Here is a 13,973-nt window from a genome sequence, read left to right on the forward strand (position 1 = left end):
CTATAGGGGTTGTCGTAACAAACAGCGATTTCATAGTTCTTGGCGAAAGCAACCAAATCCTGCAAAAATTCACGTGTTGCCACCGCGCCGGTGGGGTTATTGGGATAATTTAAATAAAATGCCCGTGCCTGCCGCGCAATGTCTGAAGGGATTTCGGTGAGATCGGGCAGAAAGTTATTTTTCGCACGCATCGGCACCGGTGAGGGCTGTGCTCCCACAAACCAGATGCTCGGTTTATAGCCCGGATAGCCGGGATCAGTGACCAGTACCAGATCGCCCGGATTGATGACGCCCAAGGCGAAATGGTGACATCCTTCTTTAGATCCGATCAGGGCGATGATTTCAGATTTAGGATCCAAGCTTACGTCGTAGCGCCGCTGATACCATCTTGCTACTGCTTCACGAAACTGCAGCATCCCCCACTCTTCATCGGTGGGATAACGGTGATTGGCTTTGTCTTTGGCCGCCTTTGCAAGGGCTTCAATAACGGAATCGGGTGTGGGATCGACGGGATCACCGATTGCCAGGCTAATAACATCAATTCCTGCGGCTTTCGCATTATTGATTTTGTTTCTCAGCGTCATGAACAAATAAGGAGGGATTTTCCCAAGACGATCAGCAGTGAACATAGTTTCTCCCGGTTAGGTGTAGTATTCCGCACTAGCGATTATTGTTTGGATAGAAGAGGCTCGGTAAATATTTTAATCCGATCCATTTCCCCTATCATTATAGCCTTAGATCAAAGTTTGGGTCAAGACAGGGATAGAAGCCCATAAAGGCGGTGGATTTTATCGTGGGTCTTGCTGTTCTATCAACAGCACCACTTGTGCGGAGATAGCCTCTCCTCTGCCCTCGGCTCCGAGCGCTTCATTGGTACGCGGTTTTATGGAGACCGCTGAAAGCGGAATTGCTAAGGACTGCGCCATATTGTGTTTCATCGCTTCCAGATAAGGCTGCAGTTTAGGGCGCTGCGCAATGATATTGGCATCCATTTGCAGGGGAACACAGTGCTTTTCTCGGAGCCGCTCCACGACCGTTGAAAGGAGCTTCATGCTGTCGGCATCTTTGAATGCGGGGTCGGTATCGGGGAACAAAATGCCGATATTGGGTAATCCTGCTGCGCCCAGCAAGGCATCGGCCACGGCATGACATAAGACATCGCCGTCGGAATGGGCGACAAATCCACGTTCAAAAGGAATGGTGACGCCGCCTAAGATTAATGTTTTTCCCGCCTCTAAACGATGTATGTCATAGCCAATACCGATTCGTATCATAGCATTCCTCGTTGCACTAAATATTCTGCATAAACAATATCTTCAGGCGTCGTTATTTTAAAGTTTATTGCGTTGCCTTCTACGAGTTTCACGGGGAATCCTGCAAGCCGTACCAAGGAAGCGTCATCGGTCACTGCGCGCCGTATTTCAATAGCTTGTTTGTAAGCCTCTTTAATAATGTGGGTTTGGAATACTTGCGGCGTTTGGCATGCCCACAGCCGTGAGCGGTCCGGTGTGCGTTCCAAGAAAGCATCTTCATCGCCTTGCAAAATGGTATCCGACACAGGAATCGCCACCGTTGCCGCTCCTTCTTGTTGAGCTGTTGCCACGGCGTTGTGCACGGCAGCAAGCCTTATGAAGGGCCGTGCAGCGTCGTGGATCACCACAATATCCGTGTCCCTGTCCAAGACTTTGAGTCCGGCTTCGACAGAGTCGCTTCTTTCTAAACCGCCCGGTAGTAAGATAATGCTATCGTGCAGCGATGCCGTTGCTGCTGCAAATTCCTTGTGCCATGATTCCGGATGAACAACAATCATCCTCGTGTTGCCTGCCATGGGGGCGAAGCGTTCAAGGGTATGCAGTATAAGCGGCTTTCCCGCAAGGGGTACCAAAGCTTTGGGTTGATCTGCTCCTAAGCGGCGTCCCAGCCCTGCGGCGGGAATGATAATCTGAAACTTCATTTAGAGAGGCCGTTGAAACGGGCGAAAATCATTCTTCCGGCAGAGGTTTGTAAAACACTGGTTACCAAAACCTGAACAGAGCGCCCTAAATAGCCGCGTCCGTTATCGACTACCACCATGGTTCCGTCATCGAGATAGCCCACAGCCTGCGTGGGTTCTTTGCCTTCTTTGATGAGCTTAATTTCCATGGTTTCGTCGGGCAGTACAGCGGGTTTCAGCGCGTTCGCGAGGTCGTTGATATTCATCACGACGACGCCTTCAATTTGCGCTACTTTGTTCAGATTAAAATCGGTGGTGAAAATACGTGCATTATATTGCTTGGCGAGCAGCACCAGTTTTTCATCCACTTCACGGCTGTTGCCGGGGTTATCCTCAATAATACTCACGCCGACAGGATAGGCGCTTTCTTGGAGGGCTTTGAGGATGTCCAAGCCACGCCTGCCCTTGGCGCGGCGGATAATATCGGAGGAGTCGGCAATATTTTGAAGTTCTTTCAAGACAAAGCGGGGAATCAACAAGGTGCCTTCAATAAAACCGCTCAGGCAAATGTCTGCGATGCGCCCGTCAATGAGTACGCTTGTATCCACAAGCTTTAAGGATACAGATGTGGACGATTGGATATTGCGTGTCCGCACAGCCGAAACGAGAGCGGTCCAATTGGAGGCGCGTGTGAGGCCCAGGTAGATGCCGATGTATCCAAAGACAAGTACAATGGTGACCGAAATAAAGAGTTGATAGGTTACTTCCAAATCGGGCAGCCAAAAGAGCATGTAACGGGAAACAGAATAGCCGGCAATGAGCGCAAGCACAACAGCGACGACGGAAGGTGCGACGCGCTCGTACATCTCTTGCGTCACAAAGAAGAGCAGTATCAAAACAGCGCCCGAGATAAGCGCCCCGGCAAAGCCCCCCAAACAAGTCCACATCAGTCGGTTTTGAATCACTTGACCGGCCTCTTCCAGATTACCTAAGATCAGGCGCGCCCAAGTGAGACCCAAAATGATGCAGGCTGCCACAAAGAGAACGCGAACAATTTTTACGATCATTTTATAAATCCCCTTTAATTCAAAAAACGTTATTTATAAGCCGGCAACACATCTCATTACAATACGTGTTAAAAGCGGTTCCGATGCATTCGCCGTTTCAATAATCTTATTGATATCGGCGGGCTGGAGAGCATCAGGAAAACACTCGTCGGTAATGACTGAAAAGCCCAGTACTTTCAAGCCGGCATGAACAGCGGCGATTACTTCCGGCACCGTGCTCATACCCACGGCATCCGCGCCGATAATACGCATAAAACGGTATTCAGCACGGGTTTCCAAACAGGGACCTACACAGCCGAGATACACGCCGCGCCGGAGCTTTATCTTTTCTTCCAATGCGGCCTTTTCTGCAAGGTCTATGAGTGCCGGTGTATACGGTGCCGACATATCAGGAAAGCGTGGACCCAGACTATCGTCATTTTTTCCAATGAGCGGATTATCTATCATCAAATTGATGTGATCGGTAATGACCATAAGATCCCCGGCAGAGAACTGAGGATTTAAACCGCCTGCCGCATTGGAAACAATCAAGCTATGTGCGCCTAAGGCTTTTGCGAACCAGACGGGAAAACATAATTCTTGCATGGAATAGCCTTCATAACGGTGAAAGCGTCCGTTGAAGGCGATGACACGGCGTCCTGCTAAAGAACCATAAATTATTTCTCCGGCGTGACTGTCTACTGTGGATACGGGAAATCCGGGCAGCGATTCATAGGGCACTATTTCCGGAGATTCGATTTGGTCAGATAGCATTCCTAAACCTGTGCCCAAAATAAGGGCGATCTCCGGTTCTACCTGCAGTTTTGCTGTCAAGACTTTTTGTGCTGTCTCAATACGCTTTTTCAGATTCAACGCATTCTCCTGTATCTATTCGACCTCTATTATTTAACAATATTATAATAAAGCGAAAATTATGTCAACAAATTCTTTTGACTCGGCTTCCTGTCTTAGCTAACAACGGGAAAGGACAATCAAATCCCGTCCTTGTATTAATACCGGCAAGGGACCGAAAGTTTCATGATTCACGGGATATTCAAGCCTTGGTTATTATGGTTTATTTCCACTGAATAGTTCAAGCGATTTCATAACTTCTTCTTTATTCGCCTGACTTATTTTGATACGTTTATTTCTTGACCGGAGTCCTGCCACTAATTGAATCGAGTTCTTTGGTTTCTTCAGTATTTTAGCTAATAGTGAAATTAATGCTTGGTTCGCAGCGTTGTCTATAGGCGGCGCTGTGACCGCGATATGAAGGATCCCTTCGGCAGAGATTTTTATCCGCGGACTTGACGCACGCGGTAAAAGTCTGATTTCCAGCATTACCTCTTCTGTTTGTTTGTCTTTCTTAGTCATGGCTTGCCAGATTCCACACGCCTATGTTGCGGAATTTTTGTTGACGTTGTTCGACAGACCAATAGCCATCTTTATATTGTTTCAAAAAATAGGCAATCTCTTTTCTCAAGTTCGCTGCCATAAAGGCGGGGTCAAGTGTTCCGTTATGTTCTGATTCAGACAGTATTTTGTCGATGAGTCCGCCGGCGAGCAGGTCTGAGGCCCCAGCTTTCAGGGCTTGTGCTGCCAGTCCTTTCTTTTTAGAATCGCGCCAAAGAATTTCTGCGCAGCGTTCGGGCGGACAAATCATATACAGGGCTCCTTCAAACATAACGATATAATCAGCGACGGCGATACCCAACGCCCCTCCACTGCCGCCCTCACTGAGTACAACGGCAAATATGGGACTTTTAATACAGAAAAGAGCCAATAAATTTTGGGCTATGGCACTGCCTTGTCCCCTAGCTTCTGCTTCGATACCGGGGTACGCGGCAGGGGTATCGACAAAATTCAAAATGGGATAAGAAAATTGCTCCGCCATTCGCATTAAGCGTAATGCCTTACGGTAGCCTTCGGGATGAGCCATCCCAAAATTACGATAAACTTTCTCATCGGTCGCAACGCCTTTCTGTTGCCCGATGACCATGACGGTTTCTCCGTTGAATCGGGCGAGTCCCCCCACGATTGCCGGATCATCGCCTGAACATCGATCCCCATGTAATTCGATAAAATCTTCGAAAAGCGCTTCTATAAAAAACATCATCCGCGGCCGGTCGGCATGGCGCGCCCGTTCTACCTGTTGCCACGCATTGTTCGTATTATCTTTATTATTTGTATCCATTTTAAAGGTGGAATATCTCTTTCTAAGGATTGGATAAGATTTTAAAAACAACAGCTTGTCACGGCGCAATAAGCCGCGTGGCAGGTCTCGGTTGTCCACCCCATTATAGCGATAGGACGCCTATCATTTTTTTAGCCGAGACTGCCGGCGCTGCGGAAAACTATTTCCGGTGTAATCTGAATGTGATCTTGTTATTTTAACTGAATGGTGTGATAGAATAAAAAACTTTCTAATTCCTTCTTTCCTATCGCCATGGAGGCGTCATGAACATTTTTATAGTGGGCGGCGGGCGTGTTGGTTCTTATCTTGCCCATATGCTCAGTGAAAAAGACTATGATGTAACGGTCATTGAGATTGATCCTGAACGTCATGAACAGATTGATGTATCGCTCAACGCACGGATTGTGTACGGGGACGGGAATTCCGCCCTGCTGCTCCAATCCTTGCAGGTGGGTGAGTCGGACTTGTTTATTGCCTGTACAGGATCAGACGAGACCAATCTTATTGCGGCTGCAGCCGCCAAAGGTCTGGGCGCACGACAGGTTTTGGCGCGGGTGGAGAAGAATGTCTTTATTGAAGAAAGCTTACTCTACGAAGGCTTTATGAATGTGGACTACATGCTCAGTCCGGATGCACTGGCCGCGCAAGAAATTGTGAATTATATCATCTATCCCGGCATCTTGGCATCAGAAGATTTTGCACGGGGACAAATCCAACTCCGACAGGTTCGAGTGAGTGCGAAGGCTCCGGCAGACAACCAATTGCTCCGCGACATATTGCCGCCGGGCAGCGGTGTGCTTTTGGGGGTCTTGGAGCGCAACGGGAAAATGAGTATCCCCACGGGCGAGGATCGTATCTTTGCCGGCGATAAAGTTTCTTTGATTGGTAAACGCGGACTCATGCACGGCGCACTGCAAAAATTCCAAGGCGTTGAGCCGCGCATGGAGCATATCGTTATTATGGGAGGCGGTACGATTGGCCGAGCCATCGCACATTCTTTGGAAGGAAAAGTGGCGTCTGTGAAACTTTTCGAGAAAGACAAGGAGCGTGCGGAACATATAGCCACCGGATTTCGTAAGGCCAATGTGCATGTGGTGCATCGCGATGCTACATCGCGCCACAATCTCGAACAAGAACATGTTTTCGATTATGATCTTTTCGTGGCAACTACAGAGGATGATAAACGCAACATTATCGCCGGCGTATTCGCCCGTGAAGTGGGTGTGAACATGGCGGCGGTAGTGGTGCATCATCCCGACTTTGTGCCTTTGGTGGTGAAATTGGGTATTGACATGGTGGTAACACCGCGCGACGCCATCGCCAACAGTGTGTTGAAAATCCTGCGCCAACAATCTATCTCTACTTCGTCCATTCTTCGCGAAGGCGATATGGAAGTCTTGGAAATTAAACCCGGTGCCAACTCCTCCACTATTGGCAAACCCTTACGTGATCTGAACTGGTCAAAGGCGCACAATCTATTGATCGCTTCTATTATTCGTAATGATACGGCTTTTGTGCCCGGCGGCGATGATGTGCTCCGGTCGGGCGATTCCATCGTCGTCATTACGAAAAGTGATGCTATCGCCTATGCGCAACGCTTTTTTACCGGACATTGAGCTACTATATAGGAATCGCTTCTATAAGTCGAATGTGCTGCAATCCCTAGACTCGCGGTTACAATAAATTATGAACCATCGCTCTTTGATAAAAAATCTTGGTTTGGTCAGTATGGCCGTTTCAATCCTTTTCATCCCCTCCCTTCTGTGCAGTTTGTTTTATTGGGAATTCAAGATGAGCGGCGCTTTTCTAAGCACCATGCTATGTTCCTTTACCACCGGACTACTCCTATATGTGTTGAGTCGGCGTGAAAACACTCCTTTGTATCATCGGGAAACGCTGGCTTTGGTGGGGACGGGGTGGTTGATGACCGCTTTTTACGGGGCTTTGCCCTATCTTTTCTCCGGTGAACTTGGTCTTGACAGCGCCTATTTTGAATCCATGTCGGGATTCACGACTACAGGCGCCACCGTGCTCACCGATATTGAAGCGCTGCCTAAAAGTCTTTTATTTTGGAGAAGTTTCACCAATTGGCTCGGCGGTCTGGGGATTATTTTGTTGCTGATTATTATTCTGCCCTTCCTTGGTGCCGGCGGTAAATTGCTGTATCGCTCGGAAATGCCGGGATTGGATAAAGAAAGTATACGACCGAAAATTAAAGACTCGGCCATTATTCTTTTGAAACTCTATTTGACATTGACTTTTTTGTTAACGGCATTGCTTTGGGCGGCAGGCATGAATGGATTTGATGCCCTTTGTCATACCTTTTCGACCTTATCCACGAGCGGATTCTCTACGAAGCAGGATAGTATTGCAGCATTTTCGAGCCCATTGATTGAGGCGATCCTCATCATTTTTATGGTGACGTGCAGCACGAGTTTCAGTCTCCTTTATTGTGTTAGTACCGGGGATTTTAAAACCTTAATAAAGAATTCGGAATTCCGTTTTTATATATTTTTACTGATGTTCTTTTTTATTTTAATTGGAATAGATCTTCACCGCGCCGGCTTTTCCAGGCCCTTTTCCTTTTCTCTATTTCAAACCGCATCTATTATGACAACAACAGGATTTGTTACAACAGACATTGATTCATTTCCTGTTTTTTCCCAATGTATTTCCCATGCAGTGATGCTTGTCGGCGGATGCTCCGGATCTGCCTCAGGCGGCTTGAAAGTAATCCGGGTACTCATATTGTTCAAACTCATGTATAAACATTTAGAACACGCTTTTCGCCCCAAAGATATTCAAGTGCTCCGAGTAGGCGACCTCGTTATCACCACCGAACAGCAAAAATCTCTTTTAAGTTTCTTTGTCATTTATGCTTTTTCTACTGCTGTTGGTGTCTTGTATTTGTCTTTTCTTGATATACCGATTTACAACGGTTTTTCAGCAACTTTTTCCTGTATCAATAATATTGGCGTCGCTTTTGGCGTGAAATCTTTCGCCACCATTCCCATGAGCGGGAAATGGTTGCTTTCCTTGCTGATGGCCATGGGACGATTGGAGTTGTACGCGATCTGTGTTTTGTTTATTCCATCGTTCTGGAAACGCTATTAAGCGATTTAGGAGCGTTGATTGTGCCAATTGACCACAGTTATTTGTTGGATAGCTTGTGCCCTTATTTTACGGAATTTCCCTTATCTTTCCCTTTGAATTTTTTTGAGGAAAACAATGTTAAAAAGGTCTTTGATCCTTTCTGCGGCGGCGGGACAACTCTATTGGCAGGACGAATCAAAAAATGTCAGGTCTACGGTATGGACTCCAATCCTTTTGCGGCTGCCCTTACTCAAGCAAAACTAGCCTCCCCCATCGTTCAAGAACTGATTGACCATGCAGAATCGATCGTGGTGAATAAAGGACTTTCCAAAGAAATAGAATCAGAGCCTTTCTTTCGTCGCTGTTTTTCACAGTCTGTGCTAGAGGTCTTATGCGCCTTTCGCGCGCATTTTAAAGAAGCTCCACAAACAGAATTGGACAGGGTGTTGTACGCCCTTGTGGCAGGTATCCTTCACGGCCCTGAAAGCGCCGGCTTCCCGCGCTATTTGTCCAATCATATGCCGCGCACTTTTTGTCCGCCTAAAGAGGAACTGATTGCTTACTGGCAACAAGAAAAACATCGGCCTCCGGAAGTCGATTTCATGAAACTCTTGACCCGCCGTATTCATTATTTTTTTGACCGCTCTATGAGAGCCGCTTCAGGCGCGTATATACCGGGCGACAATCGCTGTTTGGAAGTCTATCCCAAGGTGAAGGATATAGACTGTGTCCTCTGTTCGCCGCCTTATTATGGAATGGATCATTTTTTTTCGGCGCAATGGCTGCGCTTGTGGTTGCTGGGCATAACGGAGGAGCCAATCGGTCGAACCAACCAAAACAATCCAGATGCCTATGTGGATGATTTGGCGTGTGTGTGGACGAATTGCGCAACCCTCTGTGCGACTAAAGCGACATTGGTTCTTCGGCTGGGTAAAGTTCCGGGGCAATTGAGTCCCTCCCCTATCCAACTCTTTCGTGAGTCTCTATTGCGCTCGTCCGCGAACTGGTCTTTTTGTGACTACAAAAGACTTCCCGCAGCTTCAACGCGCCGCCGCCCGCTCTTCCCTTTTTCAGCGCCCGCAGACCGCCCGACAGAAGAATACTGTCTTACTGCCTTGCTGAACGATTGAAAGACGCTCCTCCCTGCCCCGGGCATTTAAATATAAATCCTTTTCGACCGGTGTCAGATAGGCTCCCCTTTCAGGGCTGTGTCATAAAACAGGGCCCCAGAAAAGGCGGCAGGTCCATTCATGACTGTCTCCCCAAGGAGCCTGTACGCATTCCCAGCAGGAATAGAGAGAGACGGCTACTAGGAGCAGAAAAAGGAACCAGTGGATAGGCTTTCGGAAGGCAAGGATTTGAGGGAGGCTGAAAAATATCAAGACAGGAACCATACCAATATGCCAACGGAATCCGTAGGCTGCACCGCCATAATTATCGGTTTTCAGCACATAATAGACGGTTAAGGCAGCAATGGCGGCAACCATAGCAAGGACAAAAGAGCGGAGCCCTGCGGTATTGTTGCGGAACATACGTACTGCGCCCGGGAAAGCCAGTAACAATACGGGAAATAGAACAAAGCTGCCGAAGCGGCCAAAATTCATATGAAACAAATAGGTCAAGCGGCTTTCGTCTAAACCATCGACACCTATAGGATTTCTCCAATAGGAATTCCTAAAATTGAATACATCCATTCTCACTTGTACAGGCAAGGGGCTGCCGGTAATCATGATCATCAGCGCAACATGTAAGAGCAGCAAGGGTGCTGCGCCTACGGACGCCCAGACGATACATTTTCGGGGGAATTTGAGGAGCAGTCCAAGCCCGATTAAAAAAGGGAAGATGGTTGTGGGGATGTCCGTCACAAATACAAAGGCGCTGCAAAATCCAAAGACGATGAAGCGCCACGCCGACGCTTTCAGCTTCTCCGTATAGAGTCCAAAACCGAAATAAAGGGCGCCACATAAAGCCGCGGCGGCCGGCGTGTGGTTATTGATTTGAAAAGCATAGCCCAAAATGGGTGCTGCAAAAGCAGCACAAAGCAAGGCGATGCCCGCTCGGAAGCCATCCTTAGTATAGAGTTTGAGCAATAACGCGAGGAAGAGCATACCTACCACATAAGGCAGCTTGATGAGTGTGAGAATCATAACTGTCAATAGGGGCTTTAATGCCGCGTCATCGTCCAAGTTCAAGCCCCATCCCCGCTTCATAGCGACATATTCGACAGCCATTAAGAAAGGCAAGACCGGCGGTTTACTGGAAATCATGTGCCCATTCGGGAGTTGTACCTTATCGACGGTCCGCACCTCATAGGGATCAGGCGCTTCGGTAAGGGGTCGGTCAACGTACCAAGTGCCGTCATGGATTAGGGCGTAAACGGATGCTAACCGACTGGTCACGGTTTCACCGACGACAATGCCGGGGTCGTATAAAAAGATAGGGATAATACTTATTAGAAACGCGAGGCATAGGAAAAAACGATCCCGCAGTCTCATGGTTGGCGTACATGTTTCTTCCCATGGCTGCGCCGTTGTTTCTTGCATTACTTCAGAGGTCGAACTCTTATTCTCCGCCACGAATACGCTCCCACATACGTCCAAACCAACCGCGCTGGTCTTCTTCGGGATTCACACGGACTGTTTCCTCCTCATGGGGAACCCAGGCGCCGTTGATTTGTTCTTCTGTTGTTCGGGCGTCAAAAATTGCTCCCGTTTTTATCCAACGCCCATTTCGCCATTCGTAGACGAGCAGTTCTTCGCCCACATCGCGCAGGAAATCGGTATCAGCGGCCGCGCGTGCTTCTTTGCGATGCATTTGAGTTGAATAGCGAATTTTGTTTAATTTTACTTCTGCGATGAGGGGCCTCGCCCGCGAGTCATTATCGCGGAACTCGATTTCCACATCCTCAATAGCATCGGTGTAGATAAAATATTCTTTGAAATAGTAGGGCCGGCGATAGATTACCGGTAACACTTGAGGTTCTCGGGAAGCGCTGTTTTCCGAGATTTGATCGCGCACAATATCTTTGAGCCGAGTTTGTGCCTCGTCGGGGGTCGCTGTAAATTGGGAGTCGGTAAATACAGCATCGGAAGCGCGGTCTTTGGCGCAGCCGAGTGCTAGAAAAGCGATGGAAAATAGGAGGGCAAAAAATTGATATTTTAATCTCATGTCATTTTTCTTTCAAGAACTTACGAAAAGGTTTCCAAACACAAGCATCCCACTATCTCAAAGGGTGTCTATAATAGTAACACAAGGGAAAGATTGATTGAAATAATTGTCGATTCGAAATTTGAATTTCCTGTCTACAATTATGATATAACACAAATTGTAGGTATAATCCGTGGAGGATATACAATATAGTGTGATTTAACCCATTTAATGTAGTAAAATAAAGCTATGGGAAAAACAGTAGATCAAACCACGGTATCGCCGATAACGATTTATACGGATGGCGGCTGTGAGCCCAATCCCGGTGTCGGTGGTTGGGCTGCGATTCTCCTTTTTAAGGGACATGAACGTGAGTTGTGCGGCGGCTGCCCGGATACGACCAATAACCGCATGGAAATAACAGCGGCGATCCGAGGGCTGGAAGCGCTCACCAGACCATGTCGCGTTGATTTACATTCTGATTCAAAATATTTAATTGATGGAATTACCTCTTGGATTAAAAACTGGAAGCGCAACAATTGGAGGCGTGGCAACCAACCTGTGTTGAATGTGGATCTGTGGCAAGAGCTGGATAGGCTTTGCAAAATACACCGAGTTAACTGGATTTGGGTTAAAGGACACGCTGGCAACCACTACAATGAACGCTGTGACCAACTGGCGCAGCTTGAAATACAGAAACAACGTTCCTTGCTAACAAACACGGCATCTTAGTAAATTATTCTCGTTTGAACAACCAGTAGAAGACAGATATGATTCGTTTCGAAACGCAAAGCCGCTTAACCTTTTATGTCATTCCGGTATTTATTGGACTTGGCGGAGTCATCTACTCCCAGCAGCTCGCCACACCCTTTTGGCGCTATTGTGCTTTAATTCTATCTGTCTCTATTCCTCTATATACAGCAAGCAGCCAGCTCTCCCGCTACCAAACGAGCATGTGGGAACGGCTCGGTATGGTTATCGGTGTGTTGTTGCTGATTATCGGCGCTGCTTATAGTGTCTCAGGGCTTGCAGGCGGCTTTTCCGGAGACGAATATCCTGCTGATGCCTATTTGAATATTTCTCAGATTGTTGGGATGCTCAGCCTTTTTCTGGGCTTATTCGTCGTGCTCTATACGGCGGTGCGTACCGGCGCGGGTATTGACGAAATGGCGGATCGGTTTCGCTTCTTGGCAGAACATATTTCTGAAGGTTTTATTCTGAGCACGCCGGAAGGCACCGTCGTTTTGGTAAACCAGCAGATACTGGACATGTTTGGAATGTCTCGGCAAGAGGCGCTCGGTAAAGATGCGCGAAAATTAGCGACCAACATGGGGCTCGATATGATTACGCGCCAGCTGGACTTTCGGGCGGGCGGGGTAACCTCTGAATATGAGATTGTCTGGAACGTGGATGGGGCTGACCATGTCTTTCTTATGAATGGCGCCCCTGTTTTTGATAAACAGGGAAGACACAGCCTGACTATGGCAACGGTTCGGGATATTACGGAATACCGGCGCCTTACGGAGCAGGTTGAACAACATGCACGGAATCTTAAAAAGCAAGTGGAAGAACAAACAGAAAAGCTGCACTTATCGGAACGGAGACTCCACCATTTGCTCTACTCCATGAACGAGAGTTTTTTAACCTTGGACATGCAGTACCACATTCGTTTTGTAAATAATCAGGTCTGTGATTTACTGAAGCGCTCTGTTGATCAAATTAAGGGCTCTGAAATTTTTGATTACGTTGATAAATTAGGTAAATCACGATTACTCAACCTTTTTGTGCAGGCAAAGTCAGAGCCGAGCGGCAAAGGCTTCCGTCAAGAAGTGGAATTTATAAATGCAGACGGCAGCGCCTTCCCCACCTTGACCGGCGTCGTTTATTTGCCGAGCCAAGATAAGGAAGAAGCCGGCTATTCACTGGTGATCACGCCTATTGCCGACTTAAAACATATGCAGCAGCAATTGACGGTCCGTGCTCGGGAATTAGAGCGGATTAATGAAGAGCTGCGCCTCCACGACCGGGCGAAAGATAGTTTCCTGTCCAATGTGACCCATGAGCTGCGCACGCCTTTGACCACGATCCAAGGCTATATCGAAATGTTTATGGGCAATAGTCTGGGCGACGTTTCGGAAGCGCAAGAGCATGCGCTCAAAGTGATGGATAGGAATGCCCGTCATCTGCTGTTGCATATCAATGAAATGTTGGAATTTAGCCGTATGCAAATCCGCGGCATTCAACTGTCGATCAATCTCTATGACGCGGTCGCTTTGGGCAAGGAAGCGCTCGCGGCCATCTTACCTTCTGCCAAAGAGAAAAATATCAATACCCACTTGGATGTAGAGGAGTCGGCCGTATATGCGTGGGGCGACCGCGAAAAACTGCGCCAATTGCTGGGAATTTTATTAAATAATGCGGTAAAGTTTACCGAGAATGAAGGCACGATAACCTTAAGCGTTAGGAAAGAAACGCCCACTTCGCTGAGCCTGTCGGTCAGTGACACAGGAATTGGTATTGACCCTGCGTATCATCAAAAGATTTTAAGACGCTTTTTTGA

At 47.7% G+C, this 13,973-nt stretch carries 14 protein-coding genes; 5 read left to right on the plus strand and 9 right to left on the minus strand.

The features are described from left to right. The 7 genes from GX117_09900 to GX117_09930 form a co-directional block, all read right to left on the minus strand. Positions 1 to 629, minus strand: a 629-nt coding sequence (locus GX117_09900; GenBank protein NLO33649.1) for an aminotransferase class I/II-fold pyridoxal phosphate-dependent enzyme, incomplete at its 3' end; no start/stop codon positions are given. Between the two features lie 159 nt (positions 630 to 788). After that, on the minus strand, positions 789 to 1,274 hold the full coding sequence (locus GX117_09905; protein NLO33650.1) for a 2-C-methyl-D-erythritol 2,4-cyclodiphosphate synthase: 486 nt from the start codon (positions 1,272 to 1,274) through the stop codon (positions 789 to 791). Then, positions 1,271 to 1,954 (minus strand): 2-C-methyl-D-erythritol 4-phosphate cytidylyltransferase, encoded by a 684-nt coding sequence (gene ispD, locus GX117_09910; GenBank protein ID NLO33651.1) that lies wholly within the window; start codon positions 1,952 to 1,954, stop codon positions 1,271 to 1,273. Before ispD ends, GX117_09905 begins: the two co-directional genes overlap by 4 nt. Next, positions 1,951 to 3,000 carry a hypothetical protein gene (locus GX117_09915; GenBank protein NLO33652.1) on the minus strand — a complete coding sequence of 350 codons (1,050 nt, stop codon included), beginning with the start codon at positions 2,998 to 3,000 and terminating at the stop codon, positions 1,951 to 1,953. Before GX117_09915 ends, ispD begins: the two co-directional genes overlap by 4 nt. A gap of 33 nt (positions 3,001 to 3,033) precedes the next feature. Then, positions 3,034 to 3,852, minus strand: coding sequence for a purine-nucleoside phosphorylase (locus GX117_09920; GenBank protein ID NLO33653.1), 819 nt, complete (start codon positions 3,850 to 3,852; stop codon positions 3,034 to 3,036). Positions 3,853 to 4,047: 195 nt separating this feature from the next. Next, positions 4,048 to 4,353, minus strand: coding sequence for a DUF167 domain-containing protein (locus tag GX117_09925; protein ID NLO33654.1), 306 nt, complete (start codon positions 4,351 to 4,353; stop codon positions 4,048 to 4,050). After that, positions 4,346 to 5,173 (minus strand): acetyl-CoA carboxylase carboxyl transferase subunit alpha, encoded by an 828-nt coding sequence (locus GX117_09930; GenBank protein ID NLO33655.1) that lies wholly within the window; start codon positions 5,171 to 5,173, stop codon positions 4,346 to 4,348. The genes GX117_09925 and GX117_09930 overlap by 8 nt, the downstream gene beginning before the upstream one ends. Positions 5,174 to 5,436: 263 nt before the next feature. On the opposite strand from GX117_09930, the gene trkA reads away from it, so the two are divergent. The 3 genes from trkA to GX117_09945 all read left to right on the plus strand — a co-directional run bounded on the left by trkA (position 5,437) and on the right by GX117_09945 (position 9,396). After that, positions 5,437 to 6,789: a Trk system potassium transporter TrkA gene (gene trkA, locus GX117_09935; protein ID NLO33656.1), complete on the plus strand. Its 1,353-nt coding sequence runs from the start codon at positions 5,437 to 5,439 to the stop codon at positions 6,787 to 6,789. Positions 6,790 to 6,901: 112 nt separating this feature from the next. Beyond that, positions 6,902 to 8,287 (plus strand): TrkH family potassium uptake protein, encoded by a 1,386-nt coding sequence (locus GX117_09940; GenBank protein ID NLO33657.1) that lies wholly within the window; start codon positions 6,902 to 6,904, stop codon positions 8,285 to 8,287. A 20-nt stretch (positions 8,288 to 8,307) separates the two neighbouring features. Further along, positions 8,308 to 9,396: a class I SAM-dependent methyltransferase gene (locus GX117_09945; GenBank protein NLO33658.1), complete on the plus strand. Its 1,089-nt coding sequence runs from the start codon at positions 8,308 to 8,310 to the stop codon at positions 9,394 to 9,396. Between the two features lie 81 nt (positions 9,397 to 9,477). Here the strand turns inward: GX117_09945 and GX117_09950 are convergent, their stop codons facing one another. Then, on the minus strand, positions 9,478 to 10,842 hold the full coding sequence (locus GX117_09950) for a hypothetical protein (GenBank protein ID NLO33659.1): 1,365 nt from the start codon (positions 10,840 to 10,842) through the stop codon (positions 9,478 to 9,480). Further along, the gene (locus tag GX117_09955; GenBank protein ID NLO33660.1) at positions 10,829 to 11,434 is read right to left on the minus strand and encodes a hypothetical protein; all 606 of its coding nucleotides are present in this window, start codon (positions 11,432 to 11,434) and stop codon (positions 10,829 to 10,831) included. Before GX117_09955 ends, GX117_09950 begins: the two co-directional genes overlap by 14 nt. Positions 11,435 to 11,662: 228 nt before the next feature. Here GX117_09955 and rnhA point away from each other — a divergent pair, with 228 nt between their 5' ends. Together rnhA and GX117_09965 are read left to right on the plus strand one after the other, a co-directional pair. Then, complete coding sequence (gene rnhA, locus GX117_09960) at positions 11,663 to 12,145, plus strand: ribonuclease HI (protein NLO33661.1); 483 nt, start codon at positions 11,663 to 11,665, stop codon at positions 12,143 to 12,145. A 38-nt stretch (positions 12,146 to 12,183) separates the two neighbouring features. Further along, on the plus strand, positions 12,184 to 13,973 hold a 1,790-nt coding region (locus GX117_09965; protein ID NLO33662.1), incomplete at its 3' end, for a PAS domain-containing sensor histidine kinase.

It is taken from the genome of Candidatus Hydrogenedentota bacterium, from assembly GCA_012523015.1.
In the GTDB taxonomy this organism is placed as follows: domain Bacteria; phylum Hydrogenedentota; class Hydrogenedentia; order Hydrogenedentales; family CAITNO01; genus JAAYBJ01.

What these genes read in the sequence shown, in the direction of transcription:
- GX117_09955 (NLO33660.1), bottom strand. Translation starts at nt 11,434, where the DNA reads ATGAGATTAAAATATCAATTTTTTGCCCTCCTATTTTCCATCGCTTTT.
- ispD (NLO33651.1), bottom strand. Translation starts at nt 1,954, where the DNA reads ATGAAGTTTCAGATTATCATTCCCGCCGCAGGGCTGGGACGCCGCTTA.
- trkA (NLO33656.1), top strand. Translation starts at nt 5,437, where the DNA reads ATGAACATTTTTATAGTGGGCGGCGGGCGTGTTGGTTCTTATCTTGCC.
- GX117_09925 (NLO33654.1), bottom strand. Translation starts at nt 4,353, where the DNA reads ATGACTAAGAAAGACAAACAAACAGAAGAGGTAATGCTGGAAATCAGA.
- GX117_09905 (NLO33650.1), bottom strand. Translation starts at nt 1,274, where the DNA reads ATGATACGAATCGGTATTGGCTATGACATACATCGTTTAGAGGCGGGA.
- rnhA (NLO33661.1), top strand. Translation starts at nt 11,663, where the DNA reads ATGGGAAAAACAGTAGATCAAACCACGGTATCGCCGATAACGATTTAT.
- GX117_09915 (NLO33652.1), bottom strand. Translation starts at nt 3,000, where the DNA reads ATGATCGTAAAAATTGTTCGCGTTCTCTTTGTGGCAGCCTGCATCATT.
- GX117_09940 (NLO33657.1), top strand. Translation starts at nt 6,902, where the DNA reads ATGGCCGTTTCAATCCTTTTCATCCCCTCCCTTCTGTGCAGTTTGTTT.
- GX117_09930 (NLO33655.1), bottom strand. Translation starts at nt 5,173, where the DNA reads ATGGATACAAATAATAAAGATAATACGAACAATGCGTGGCAACAGGTA.